Origin of the sequence: Psychroserpens sp. NJDZ02, assembly GCF_004843725.1 — a bacterium.
GTDB lineage: Bacteria > Bacteroidota > Bacteroidia > Flavobacteriales > Flavobacteriaceae > Olleya.
In genome coordinates this window covers 3,810,578-3,824,557 of record NZ_CP039451.1, presented here as the reverse complement: position 1 = coordinate 3,824,557, position 13,980 = coordinate 3,810,578, and the positions used below count along the sequence as shown (strand labels likewise).

Here is a 13,980-nt window from a genome sequence, read left to right as displayed (position 1 = left end):
AATTATCCGCCGACGCGTTTTACATTAAAGCCCTTTTCCTTTAGCATAGCCATGATTTTATCACGGTAATCTCCTTGGATAATAATTTTATCATCTTTAAAACTTCCGCCAACACTTAACTTTTGTTTTAGCTCTTTAGCTAATAACTTAAAATCTTCGGTTGCTCCTGTGTACCCTTCTAAAATAGTTATAGGTTTACCTTTACGTTTCTCGTATTTGCAAAGTATTGGGTCGTCTTGAAGCCAAATAGCACTATCTTTTTCTTGTTTTTCAACAATTTCAGGTTCGTGTTCTGGGAAGAGGTTTTTTAATTGATCTTGTAAATCCATGGTGTGTCGTTTATAGTCCATATTTAAAGTCTCAGTAACACAATCGAATATGAATGTGACTGAGACTATAAAATGAATGCTATTTTTTTAAACCTAATTCTCTTAAACGCTCGTCTAGAAATTGACCAGCAGTAATATCGTCAAACTGTTTTGGGTTTTCTTCATCTATACAGCTATCTAAAACATCTAGTTTCATTTCACTAATTGGGTGCATGAAAAATGGAATAGAGTAGCGAGAGGTTCCCCAAAGTTCTTTAGGTGGATTAATTACGCGGTGTATAGTAGATTTTAATTTGTTATTAGTGTGCCTAGATAACATATCTCCCACATTAATCATTAATTCATCTGCCTCAGCAATGGCATCAATCCATTCTCCAGCATTGTTTTGCACTTGTAAACCACGTCCTTGAGCTCCCATTAACAATGTAATTAAGTTAATGTCACCATGTGCTGCTGCACGTACTGCATTGTCTGGCTCTTGAGTGATTGGTGGATAATGTATTGGTCGTAAAATTGAGTTTCCGTTGTGAATATAGTTGTCAAAATACGTTTCTTCTAAATCTAAATGTAATGCCAATGCACGTAATACGTATTTTGCAGTTTCTTCTAACGTTTGGTAGGCTTTTTTACCGACGTCGTTAAAATTAGCTAACTCATTAACGCTTACATTTTCAGGGTATTCTTTAGCACGTTCTGCATCATCCTCTACATATTGCCCAAAGTGCCAGAATTCCTTTAAATCACCTTCTTTTTTTCCTTTTGCACTTTCTTTTCCAAAAGAAACATAACCACGTTGTCCGCCAATGCCTGGGATTTCGTATTTATGCTTTGTTTCTAATGGTAGTGTAAAAAAGTTTTTTATTTCTTCATATAAGTTATCAACCAAAGTCTCATCTAATAAGTGTCCTTTTAAGGCTACAAAACCAATCTCTTCGTAGGCTTTCCCTATTTGATCAACAAATTGTTGTTTTCTAACAGGATCTCCAGATGTAAAATCCTTTAAATTAACGCTAGGTATGCTATTCATCTTTATATTTTATAAGTGTAATATATACAAATGTAGCGAAAACATTGGAAAAATGGTAGTCATAATTTTTTTTAAAGCAGCGATTTACTTTTACACTTTTATTCTATATTTGACAAACGCTTAAATTTATAAGCTACAGCTTTAGAAAAAACCACTATGACTTTTGATAAAAAAATGTTAGACAATACGACGCTTTTAGACTTATATAAGCGCATGTTAAAACCAAGATTAATTGAAGATAAAATGCTTATTTTACTTAGACAAGGTAAGATTAGTAAGTGGTTTTCAGGTATTGGTCAAGAGGCTATTTCTGTGGGTGTGACAGCTGCTATGCATAAAGACGAGTACATTTTACCGATGCATAGAAACTTGGGTGTTTTTACAACTAGAGACATTCCGTTACATAGGCTGTTTTCGCAATGGCAAGGAAAAGCTAATGGTTTTACAAAAGGACGAGATAGAAGTTTCCATTTTGGAACCCAAGAGTATAATATTGTGGGGATGATTAGTCATTTAGGGCCACAATTTGGTGTTGCTGATGGCATTGCATTAGCCTCTAAATTAAAAAACAAAAATCAAGTAACGACTGTTTTTACAGGAGAAGGCGGGACTAGTGAGGGAGATATCCACGAAGCTTTAAATGTCGCTTCTGTTTGGCAATTACCTGTTTTGTTTTGTATTGAAAACAATGGTTATGGTTTATCTACACCAACTACAGAGCAGTACAACTGTAAAGATCTAGCTGATAGAGCTATTGGATATGGTATGGAAAGTCATATTATAGATGGTAATAATATCTTAGAAGTATATAATACACTTAATGATTTAGCCAAAAGTGTGCGCGAAAATCCACGTCCGATTCTAATCGAATTTAAAACGTTTAGAATGCGTGGGCATGAAGAGGCGAGTGGTACAAAGTACGTTCCTCAAGAATTATTAGACGCGTGGGCGATTAAAGATCCTATCGAAAATTACCAAGAGTTTTTATTGCAAGAAGGTATTTTGACTACAGACTTGATTTCAGAATTAAAAGCAAAATATATTACAGAAATTAGTGATAATTTAGATATCGCTTACGCGGAAACCGAAATCGTTTCAGATGAAAGTAACGAATTAAATGATGTGTATCAAAACTTTGTTTATCATGAAGTTAAAGAAAATGAAACTACAAATGAATTACGACTTATTGATGCTATTTCTGAAGGATTGAAACAGTCGATGGAACGTCATGATGATCTGGTAATTATGGGGCAAGACGTTGCCGAATATGGCGGTGTTTTTAAAATAACAGATGGCTTTGTTGAGCAGTTTGGAAAAGACAGAGTGCGCAATACGCCGATATGCGAATCGGCTATTATCGAAACAGCAATGGGTTTAAGTATTGCAGGCATTAAAAGTGTTGTCGAGTTACAATTTGCAGATTTTGTGACTTCTGGTTTTAATCCAGTGGTTAATTATTTAGCAAAATCGCATTATCGATGGAATCAAAATGCGGATGTTGTTTTAAGAATGCCATGTGGAGCAGGTGTAGCAGCAGGACCATTTCATAGTCAAACTAATGAGGCTTGGTTTACTAAAACCCCAGGGCTAAAAGTGATTTACCCAGCCTTTCCATATGATGCAAAAGGGTTGTTAGCTACAGCTATAAATGATCCAAACCCTGTGTTATTTTTCGAACATAAAGCATTGTATAGAAGTATCAGACAAGAGGTGCCAACGGACTATTTTACAATTCCGTTTGGTAAAGCTGCAACATTACAGACAGGTGATGAAGTTACTATTATATCTTATGGTGCGGCAGTTCATTGGGTTTTAAATACACTAGAAAAACATCCCGAAATAAAAGCAGATGTTATAGATTTAAGATCTTTGCAACCTTTAGATACAGAGACTATTTACGCTTCAGTTAAAAAGACGGGACGTGCTATTATATTGCAAGAGGATTCTCTTTTTGGAGGTATTGCTAGTGATATTTCAGCTTTGATTATGGAGCATTGCTTTGAGTCTTTAGATGCGCCAGTTAAGCGTGTTGCTAGTATGGATACGCCGATACCATTTATAAATCAATTAGAAGATCAATACCTTTCTAGAGATAAATTTGAAGGTGAATTGCTTAAATTATTAGAGTATTAATATTTTTTTGGCATTTAGGTATGATTTTTGGTTTATTTTCGGCAAACAACAGAACATAATACCATGAAGTTTTATATTTCTTTTTTAATATTATTTTTTATTTCGCTGTCAAGCTATGCTCAAATTGATAGTGAAAATAATGGTTTTGCTATTCCTGCTATGGAAAGTGAAGACCCTAAAGATGATCCAGAATTAATTATTGAACCCGCGCCTGAAGCAGAAGAAGTTAAGCCTGATGATGATAATGACAACGAGATTGAGGCTCCTAAAGAGGTTGCTACCGCGGTAAAACCTAAAGTAGCATTTTCAATTTATAAAGAAGATAATAATTTTAGAAGTTCAGCCGAAGTCTTTACTAAACAGTTAAATCGACAGATGGAAGCTGTTGAAGAACGCCTATTGCTATTACCTGCAGATGCGAATCAATTTTTAGGTAATTATACAACTAGTGCTAAAAAATTGAACATACAATATCGAGATTTTGGAGCAGTTGATGGCGATATAATAAGAGTTATAATAAATGATGATGTCGTTGTGCTTAAGGAGGTCTTAAGTGGCGGATTTAAGGGGTTTAATATAGATTTTGATGAAGGTATATTCCGAATTGAATTTCAGGCATTAAACCAAGGGCTTTCTGGTCCAAATACGGCTGAGCTTAGAATTTTTGATGAGAATAATAAAGTTATCATATCTAATCAATGGAGTTTAAGAACAGGACGTAAAGCCATTATCGTTTTAGCCAAGTCTGAAGAAAGTAAATTACAACTTATAGAACAAGGTGTTGAAGACAGCGAAGATTCTAAAAACGCTACAACAAAAGACGATAAGTCAAAATCGACTTCAAACTCTAAAAAAGAAGAATAGTTTTAATTAGGTACTAACCCAAGACTATTAAATAACTTGGCTTTTGTGGTAAAAAACTTATTTTCTAACTGTATGGCTTTAACTTGAGATTGTATCAATTTATTTTCTCTACTATTGATTAAAAATATTGAACTTTCTCCAAAAGTAAACTTACGCTCTTCAGCGTTTAACAGTGTTATGTAATCTGCTACTATAGTTTTAATTAATTTGTTTTGAGTTTTGTAAGATTCTAACTCTTTATTTAAAGCAGTAATCTTATTTTTAATTTGCAATTGTGTGTCTGAAAACTCAAATTCGGCATCTTGAATTTTTAATTTAGAAAGTTTCAAATCACCACGTTCTTTTCTTAAAAATAAAGGGAAAGCAACATTAATACTGGCTTTATATGCAGAAGCATTAAATGAGTTTGCTATTTCAGGTGTTTCTGATAAAAAATTATACTGTCCATTTACAATAGGTAAAAGCTTATTCGCTTTTAGACGTCTATCCACATCCATTCCGTCTAGTTTACTACCTAGAGCAACTAATTTTGGATGCTCCGCTACGTTTAACTCTAAGCGATCGTCTAACGCTAAAATGGAATCCACTTCCTCGTCTAGTGTTAGTGTCGGGTAGACAGCATCATTTATATCTGCTGGTGTGTTGTTTAGCCATATAAAATTGGAGGCTTGTAATCTGGCCTTAAGTAATTTGACTTGAGCTTGTTCTAACTCTAATGTTCTAGTTTTAACAACAATGCCTGCTTCTAAACTATCAATGCCTGCTTTATCACCAGCAAGCACGCTAGAACGCACGCCTTTAAATCTGACTTCAGCATTAGCTAAGAAGCGTTGATATATCTTTGTTTCGTTATAAGCTTGTAGCCAATCAAAATAGGCAGTAGATGCATTATATAAGACTTCATTGACTAATAATTTACGTTCTGCTTCGGTTTGAGTTGTATAAAACTTGGCTTTTTTAATATCAGCCATTCGTTTATTAATTAATAAACCTTGGCCTAAAGAAAACCCAATACCTGCACTATATAGTCCATCGTTTGGAACTGTATTTTCTGGATTTAAATAGTACCCTGTATTATCATCAAAATTAGCTTTCAATTCAATACCGTACCACGTTGGTATCTTGAAAGTGGCATTTAGACGCTCATAATACTCAGTGTTTTTAAAGTCTTTTTCATTAAAATCAACTTCAAATTTTGGATCAAAGCCACCACGAGCTTTCATTAATGATGCTTGGCCTATTTCTAGACGCAGCTCTGCTTGCTTAACAATGGGATGAAACTGTTTTACGTAACCTAAATATTCAGTAAAACTCAAACTATCTAACGTTTGCGCCCCAGAAAGCCAAGGAGATACTGTTAAAAGGATAATTATTATATTTTTCATTCTTACTTTTTATTTTTTGTCGCCGTTTGGTTTCCGTTTGGTTGGTAATAATTAGGAGGAAAACCATTTAGTTGTCGCCATAATTCGAACCAAATAGGGACATCTTCTAATAATCCTATTGTTAGTGCTCCTGAGCCTACACGGATAGCTTCTGGCCATTGATGTTCATCTTCTATTGGTGCTAATAAGACTCTAAATTTTCCATTCGGACTTATAAAACGCTCGATAGCCACTACTTTTGCGCCATAGGTTCCGTATGACGAATTCGGCCAACCGCTAAAAATAATAGCCGGCCATCCATCAAATTGGACTCTAAATTCTTCATCTAAATGTACTAATGGTAAATCAATTGGATTTATAAATGTTTCGATAGCTACATCATATTTAGAGGGCATAATACCTACTAGTCTTTCACCTTCTTTAAACGATTCTCCAATACCTGCTTTTATAGCTCTATTAATAAAACCATCTTGCGGCGCTTTTATGTAATAGAGGTCATTACGCATGGAATAGTTGGTATAGGCATTTTCTAGTTTGGTGACTTGTGCTTCGGCATCAAACCCGCTAGACTGCGCTGTAAATTTATCACTTTGTGCTTTTGATATTTTTTCGGCATATTGGGCTCCAATTTTATTTAATTCTATTCTAGCATTAATTACTTCATTTTGAGAGGCTAAATACTTATTGTCTTGAGACATTAGTTTTGCTTTAGACTCTTGTAGCTTAGCTTTTTTAGACTCTAATTCTGTTAATGATTTTAAACCTTCGTCATATAAATTTTGAATCGCTCCAAATTGTCTTTCGGCAATATTTAAATTAATTTTGACAGCTTCCAAGTCAATACTATCCGTAGTCACTTTATATTTACTCTGTAACAACTTGTTTTTAGCTTGTTCTAACTTTAGTTGTCTTTCATTAGATAATGCGCCGATTTGATTATTTAAGGCATTTACTTTTCCAGAATAAGAGACCACGGATGATGCTTTCGCTTTAATTTGTTGACTTGTTCTCTCGACTAAATTAGGATCGAAGTATTCATTTTTTACTTCAGAAATAAATAGAATAGTATCTCCTTTTTTTACAAAATCACCTTCCTTAACAAACCATTTTTCTATACGTCCAGGTATAGGAGATTGTATTGTTTGTGGGCGTTGGTCTGGTGTTAACGTGGTGACTAGACCTGAGGCAGTAATGCTTTGCGTCCAAGGGAGAAATAGTATAATAATACAAATAACCCCAAATATGATTAATAACCGGTTAAAGTGTTTGTAATGTTTTTTATTAAATGCTTTTTGCACAGACTTAAAACGACTGATGTCAATGTTTTTATTGACGCTATTTCTTGAAATATTTAACATGTTATTTAGTGTTAATTATTTGACCTTTATCTAAAATGATTGTTTTGTTAAGTTTAGGTTGCCAAATGGTGTTTTGGCTAACCACAATTAATGTCCAAGGATGTTCCGGTTGCGTTAAAAAATCTACTAATTGTTGCGCTTCTTTGGCTTCAAATTGATCTAATGGTTCTTTAAGCATTAGTAATTTAGGTTGTTTAACAATACTTCTAGCTAACATTATTTTTTTAGAAATAGTGAACGAAACGCCTTTCCCTTCTGGATACAACATCGTGTTTAATCCGTTAGGCAACTGCTTAACAAAATCTCTTAACCCGACATTTTGTATAGCCCAATCTAATTGTTTCAAAGTAATATCTGTATCTCCAAAAGTGATGTTTTCTAACAAAGTTCCTTCAAAAGGTGTTTCTTCTACTAATGTTTGACCAATATTTGACCTGTAACTGTTAATATTCAAACTGGTCAAAGATTTGTCACAGACATATACACTACCTTCGGTGGGTGTTAAGACGCCAGCAATAAGTTTTAATAAACTAGATTTTCCAGAACCACTATGTCCTTTGATGAGTAGCCTGTCTTTAGCTTTTATTTTTAATGAAATATCTTTTAATACAGGTGTTTTTCTGTCACTGACACTATACGAGACATTGTCTAATTCTATATCAAAATCAAGGTCTGTAAGGTCTAAAAGCGCTCCGTTTTGCGGCTCTAAATCTTTATCAACAACTTTTCCTAATTTTTCAATAGAGGTTAAAACATCATAAAAGGTTTCTAGTCCAAGAATTAATTTTTCAACAGAATTAATGACTAAAAGTATAATAATTTCAGCAGCAACAAACTGTCCAATATTCATTTGTTGATTCAGTACCAATGCGCCACCAATTATTAGTAATCCAGCAGTCACTAAAACTTTAAACCCTATAAGTTGAATAAATTGTACAATCAAAACCTTGAAGTGACTTTCTCTAGCCTCTAAATAATCTGTTACTAATCTATCATTTTTTTGTAATGCTAGACTTGTCTTTCCAGATAATTTAAAGCTTACAATAGACCGTGCTATCTCTTGCAGCCAATGCGCAACTTTGTACTTGTGGTTAGATTCGTCAATACTCGTTCTCAATCCTTTTTCGGCAGTAAACTTAAAAACAACGTAAATAAGTATTAATAATAGTGCGCCATATATAATAAAAAAGGGATGATAAAAAGATAATAATATTAGCCCAAAAACGATTTGTAAAATTGCAGCAGGAAAATCAATTAATACTTTAGCAATTCCTTTTTGGATATTAATAGTATCAAAAAACCGGTTGGCTAATTCTGGTGGATAATACCCATTTAATTCGCTCATTTTCATTTTAGGAAAGCGATAAGCGAATTCAAACGAGGCTCTTGTAAATATTTTTTGTTGAATGTTTTCTATAATTCTAATTTGCATTAGTTGTAATATGCCGACAAAAACGACACCGATGGTTACTAGTACGACTAAGACAATCCATGATGTACTAATTTGTGCTGCCTGTAATAAATTAATAATGGCCTGTATCCCTAATGGTAAGGATAGATTAACTAAACCAGCAAAAATGGCATAGAAAAAGACTTGCCTTACGTCTTTACGTTCTAATTTTAGCAAACTAATAAAACGTTGCCATGAAGTTAATATTTTTTTACTCATTTGTGGAAATGTTTAGGGATTTGAAAACTAAATCTTTAAAATAATTAGTAGGAGCTTCCTCTTTTTTTAAATCAGAAATTGTGGTAAAATGATCTTTCAGAAAATGTTGGTGTAACGCACCATCAATAACAGTACTGGATAGGCTATAGGCATAAGGGTAGTTACTATCTATAGCCAAAATCATGTCATGCAATCGGTTAACTAAGCGTTTATAAACCAAAAAATAACCGTCTTTATTTTCGTTATCAACCTCTTTTGTTAAGTAAGATTTAGAGTATTCGTTTATAACTATGCGTTTTAAAATCACTTCATTGATATGCGAGAAATTGGAATCAACAGTGGTTGTTCTGGTCAGTATAATAATGGCTCTCTCAATCTTTTCTGTAGTATTTTCAATACTATTTGTAGTAAATACTAATTGATACTCCAACCAAGTCCAATACCAAGAGGCCAGATAAATTAATAGTTTGTGTTTGCTTTCAAAATAACGATAGATACTACTTTCGTTAGAACCTATTTTGATACCAAGTTTTTTAAAGGTATAAGCATCAAAGCCTATGTCGTCTATTAATACTATGCTGTTTTCGACTATGCGTTTCCCCAATGCAGAAGATTCTGGATCTTTGAGGTAGATTTTTTCGTTAATATTGATCTTTAAATTTGATAGTAAAGTATGCATAACATTTTATTTGATTGCAAATATAATAGTATTACTATTAAAACTGAAATCAAATTAACTATTAATTAACTTTCTCAGAAAAAATAAGGTTTTAAGATGGTGTAAAACTGTTATTACTTGGAAGTTCAAATAACTCTAAGTCGAAAAAAGGAACAGCCGCTAAAAAATGATCAAATAGATCGCTCATAACATACTCATAACTTTCCCAACGTTTATCTTTAGTAAAACAGTAGATTTCCAAAGGAATTCCTTGAGAGGTAGGTTGTAATTGTCTAGCCATTAATAACATGTCATTATTGATGGCCGAGTGTTGTTGCAGATAGGTTTGAATAAATTTTCTAAAAACACCAATGTTAGTTAAGTTTCTACCATTAATTAGTATTGATTTATCAACGGAATGTGAATCATTAAAATTTTGTATTTTATCCTGCATCGTATTTAAATATACCGAAATTATTTCGATTTGTTTTAAACGCTCAATATCTTCAATTGTTAAGTACTTAATAGACGTTTGTTTAATTAACATATGTCTTTTTATTCGTCTTCCGTCGGAATTTGTCATTCCTCTCCAGTTTTTAAACGAATCTGCGATTAAGGCATAAGTTGGTATGGTTGTAATTGTATTATCAAAATTCTGAACTTTTACTGTCGCTAGATTTATTTCGATTACATCACCATCAGCACCAAATTTTTCGAAAGTAACCCAATCTCCAATACGTACCATATCGTTAATAGACACTTGTATACTGGCAACAAAACCTAAAATAGTATCCTTAAAAATCAACAAAATAACAGCAGAAGCAGCACCAAAACCGGTTAGTATTTTCCATAACGACGTTCCTCCAACAACTACAGCCAAAGCAAGAACAATGCCTATAATCCATGCAAAAATCATAAAGACTTGTATGTAACTGTCTATAGGTTTATCTTTTAATCTTGGTACTGTTTTAAAATAATTTTTAAGTGTGTTTAGTAAACTTCTAACAATTAATAAGCCTAATATTATACCGGAAACTTGCATCCCTTTTTCAAAAAATAAATGCAGGTTTTCAAAATCATTAAAGACTAAGGGGATACTTTCTATAGCCAAATATAAAGCAGGGATATGCGCTATATTTCTTGGTACACGGTTAGCGATTAGTAAATCATCAAAATTAGATTTGGTAGTAGCGGCGACTTTGGCAGAAATTAAACGTAGTATTTTTCTAACTAAAATATCTAATAAAAAAAGGACAACTAACGTTAAAATTGATAACGCTAATAAATTTAAATATTTAGAAGTGATTTTAGTTAATCCTAAATCTATAAAATAATCGTAAAAAAAGTGTACGTATTTAATCATGTAATTTATATGAATTTAGAGCAAAAGTAATGTGTTTTATCTGATTACTATTGCATTAAAAATTAAAGATACGTTAAAGTATCTCTTTTAGATTGTCTATCGGAAAAACTGAACCTACAGGCATATCATCCAGTAGGATTTTACCAACTCTAACACGCACTAATCGTAACGTTGGGCAATTTACAGCACTAGTCATCTTTCGGACTTGTCTAAATTTTCCTTCTGTTAAAGTTACCGAAATCCATGTTGTTGGACCATGTCTAGCGTCTCTAATTTTTTTAGAGCGTTCAGGAAAAACAGGGAGTGCTTTTAATTTGAAAACTTTACAAGGCTTTGTGATGTATTTTTTACCGTTAAATCCAATTTCTACGCCGTTACATAATTGCTGTATCGCTTCCGCGGAAATAGCTCCGTCGACTAAGGCATAGTATTCTTTTTCGATTCCGGATTGGTTAACATGATCACTTAGTTTACCATCTGTAGTGAGTAGGAGTAGACCTTCACTTTTCTCGTCCAAGCGTCCGATTGGCATAATACCTTCAGGAAAATTACCTAGCTCACTTAAAAAATGTTTGCGTTGTTCTTTAGCAGCATTGCTAGAAAACTGGCTTAACATTTTAAACGGTTTATATATTTTGAAGTGCTTGTGGTTATTTTCCATATAAAATCTCAAAAACCAAATCTTTGGTTAGTGGTTTACCATTTGCTTTTTGGCGAATCAAATCATAGCTGAATCTAAAGTCGCATCCTGATTTATAAGCACTACACCCATAGGCCGTTTTTCCTTTTATAATGGTTCCTTTTTTACATTTAGGACACGGATTGGTATCCGAACCTGTTTTTGCTTTCGCTGAAGCATTTTGCTTGGGTTCTAATTTTAATTTAAAAGCATCATCAAAACGAAGCAAGCCTTCAACTGAAGCACCTTCTATTTTAAAACCTTTTAAATTCACGGTTGACCCTTTATCCAATAAACGTTTGTATTGGTTTTCAGAAATATTTTTTTCACCAAAACTGAAAGGCAACACAAAATCACAGGTTTTGCCATAATTACTGCAACCATAGGCACTTTTTCCTTTTAAAACTTGTCCGGTTTTACATTTTGGACAGGTTTTACCAACAATCCCTTTTGAGGTGGTTTTAGATTTGGCTTTAGTCTTTGTTGCTTTTTCTGATTTATTATTAGTGTAACTTATTTTAGCCTCGACCTTTTCGCTTCTTACTTCGTAGACCAATTGATCTACCATTTTTTTCATGTTATTTATAAACGCTGAAGCGGAATATTCGCCTTTTTCAATATCTTTTAGTTGTTTTTCCCAAAGTCCCGTTAGCTCGGCTGACTTCAGTAAATCATTTCGAATGATATCAATTAATTGAATACCTGTTACTGTTGGTAATACTTGTTTTTTATTACGTTTTATATATTTACGTCTAAAAAGAGTTTCAATAATATTGGCGCGCGTAGAAGGTCTACCAATACCATTTTCTTTCATTAAATCACGTAACTGGTCATCATCCACTTGTTTTCCTGCGGTTTCCATTGCACGTAGGAGTGTGGCTTCCGTAAACTGATTAGGTGGTTTGGTTTGTTTTTCAAGGAAACTAGGTTCGTGTGGTCCTTTTTCTCCTTTAACAAATGTTGGTAATAATCCTGCTTCTCGGTTTGGGCTATCTTTTGTTTCGAAAACAACACGCCATCCTTTGTCTAAGATTTCTTTACCTGTAGTTTTAAAATTAACACTTTCTGCTTTTCCTATAACCGTGGTGTTTGCCACCTTACATTCGTCATAAAATACAGCGATAAAACGTCTTGTAATTATATCATAGACTTGCTGCTGATTGTACTGTAAATTACTTTGCACGCCAGTCGGGATAATAGCGTGGTGATCTGTTACTTTAGCATCATCAAACACCTTTTTAGACTTTTTAATTTTCTTTTCTAAAACAGGTTGTGTTAGTACAGCGTATTTGGTCAGGTTTTTTAAAATCCCTGCTACTTTTGGGTAAATATCGTTTGGTAAATAGGTGGTATCTACTCTAGGGTAGGTCACAACTTTCATCTCATACAATTTTTGTACAATCTTCAAGGTTTCATCTGCAGAAAATCCGAATTTAGTATTACAGTATACTTGTAATCCTGTTAAATCGAATAATTTTGGTGCATATTCATTTCCTTTTTTCTTGGTAATTGAGACTATTTCAAAATCGTGTGCTTTTACAATTTCTGCAAGCTTTTCACCATCTTCCATTTTTAAAAAGCGACCTTCCTCATAACTAAATAACGTGTCACGATATAACGTTTGTAATTCCCAATAGGGCTGAGGCTTAAAATTTTCGATTTCTTTCCAACGGTTAACTACCATAGCTAAAGTTGGTGTTTGTACACGACCAACACTTAAAACTTGTTTATATCCACCATATTTTACGGTGTATAAACGGGTAGCATTCATCCCAAGTAGCCAATCACCAATGGCTCTAGAAAATCCTGCGTAATATAAATTATCGTATTTGGAACTAGGTTCTAGCTTTAGAAAGCCTTCTTTAATAGCCTCCGTTGTTAGAGAGCTAATCCAAAGACGTTGTACTTCTCCTTTATAGCTGGCTTGATCTAAAACCCAACGCTGTATCAATTCTCCTTCTGTCCCGGCATCCCCACAGTTTATAACGACTTCGGCTTTATCAAAAAGGCTTTTTACAATTCTAAATTGCTTTTGAATCCCTGAGTCTTTTGTGACTTTAGTCTCAAATTTTTCAGGCAGCATGGGTAAGTTGTTTAAATCCCAACTTTTCCAATAGGGTTTGTAATCGTTAGGTTCTTTTAAAGTACATAAATGTCCAAAGGTGTAGGTTACTGCATACCCATTGCCTTCGTAGTAACCATCACGTTTTGTGTTGGCACCTAATACTTGCGCAATTTCTCTGGCGACACTGGGTTTCTCGGCAATACAGACTTTCATGTGATACTAGCTATGATTTTAAAAAGAGATCCGTTACATTCCTTAAATCTAATTATTGTTCTAGATTATTAAAAGAAGAAAGGCTTACTTTATAGGTAAAATTCAGACTTGCAAAATAAGTGAATTAGTTTAGGTAATGAAAGGGTTTTGGTAGGAGTTATTAACGAATTGTTTTTAAGTTTCTTTTTGCGCTATATTAGCTTGATTAGCAATGCTTATTAATTTGTATCTAAAGCC

The 13,980-nt window shown here is 33.5% G+C and carries 11 protein-coding genes; 2 read left to right on the top strand and 9 right to left on the bottom strand.

The window, feature by feature from the left end; all coding sequences use genetic code 11:
- Positions 1–2: 2 nt before the first annotated feature.
- Together E9099_RS16840 and E9099_RS16835 are read right to left on the bottom strand one after the other, a co-directional pair.
- Positions 3–329, bottom strand: a complete 327-nt coding sequence (locus E9099_RS16840) for a translation initiation factor (protein WP_101018534.1) — start codon at positions 327–329, stop codon at positions 3–5.
- 79 nt (positions 330–408) lie between these two features.
- Positions 409–1,356, bottom strand: coding sequence for an isopenicillin N synthase family dioxygenase (locus E9099_RS16835; RefSeq protein WP_136584678.1), 948 nt, complete (start codon positions 1,354–1,356; stop codon positions 409–411).
- Between the two features lie 156 nt (positions 1,357–1,512).
- Here E9099_RS16835 and E9099_RS16830 point away from each other — a divergent pair, with 156 nt between their 5' ends.
- The gene (locus E9099_RS16830; protein WP_136584677.1) at positions 1,513–3,489 is read left to right on the top strand and encodes a thiamine pyrophosphate-dependent enzyme; all 1,977 of its coding nucleotides are present in this window, start codon (positions 1,513–1,515) and stop codon (positions 3,487–3,489) included.
- A 63-nt stretch (positions 3,490–3,552) separates the two neighbouring features.
- Positions 3,553–4,353: a hypothetical protein gene (locus E9099_RS16825; RefSeq protein ID WP_136584676.1), complete on the top strand. Its 801-nt coding sequence runs from the start codon at positions 3,553–3,555 to the stop codon at positions 4,351–4,353.
- 2 nt (positions 4,354–4,355) lie between these two features.
- On the opposite strand, the gene E9099_RS16820 is transcribed toward E9099_RS16825, so the two are convergent.
- From E9099_RS16820 to E9099_RS16790, 7 genes are all read right to left on the bottom strand, one after another.
- The gene (locus tag E9099_RS16820; RefSeq protein ID WP_136584675.1) at positions 4,356–5,738 is read right to left on the bottom strand and encodes a TolC family protein; all 1,383 of its coding nucleotides are present in this window, start codon (positions 5,736–5,738) and stop codon (positions 4,356–4,358) included.
- Positions 5,739–5,740: 2 nt separating this feature from the next.
- Positions 5,741–7,096, bottom strand: a complete 1,356-nt coding sequence (locus E9099_RS16815) for an HlyD family secretion protein (protein ID WP_136584674.1) — start codon at positions 7,094–7,096, stop codon at positions 5,741–5,743.
- 1 nt (position 7,097) lies between these two features.
- Positions 7,098–8,765, bottom strand: a complete 1,668-nt coding sequence (locus E9099_RS16810; protein ID WP_136584673.1) for a peptidase domain-containing ABC transporter — start codon at positions 8,763–8,765, stop codon at positions 7,098–7,100.
- On the bottom strand, positions 8,758–9,444 hold the full coding sequence (locus E9099_RS16805; RefSeq protein WP_136584672.1) for a TetR/AcrR family transcriptional regulator: 687 nt from the start codon (positions 9,442–9,444) through the stop codon (positions 8,758–8,760). The genes E9099_RS16810 and E9099_RS16805 overlap by 8 nt, the downstream gene beginning before the upstream one ends.
- Positions 9,445–9,535: 91 nt before the next feature.
- Positions 9,536–10,786: a mechanosensitive ion channel family protein gene (locus E9099_RS16800; RefSeq protein WP_136584671.1), complete on the bottom strand. Its 1,251-nt coding sequence runs from the start codon at positions 10,784–10,786 to the stop codon at positions 9,536–9,538.
- Between the two features lie 73 nt (positions 10,787–10,859).
- Positions 10,860–11,447, bottom strand: coding sequence for a pseudouridine synthase (locus E9099_RS16795; protein ID WP_136584670.1), 588 nt, complete (start codon positions 11,445–11,447; stop codon positions 10,860–10,862).
- Positions 11,437–13,743, bottom strand: a complete 2,307-nt coding sequence (locus E9099_RS16790; protein ID WP_136584669.1) for a DNA topoisomerase 3 — start codon at positions 13,741–13,743, stop codon at positions 11,437–11,439. Before E9099_RS16790 ends, E9099_RS16795 begins: the two co-directional genes overlap by 11 nt.
- Between the last annotated feature and the right edge of the window lie 237 nt (positions 13,744–13,980).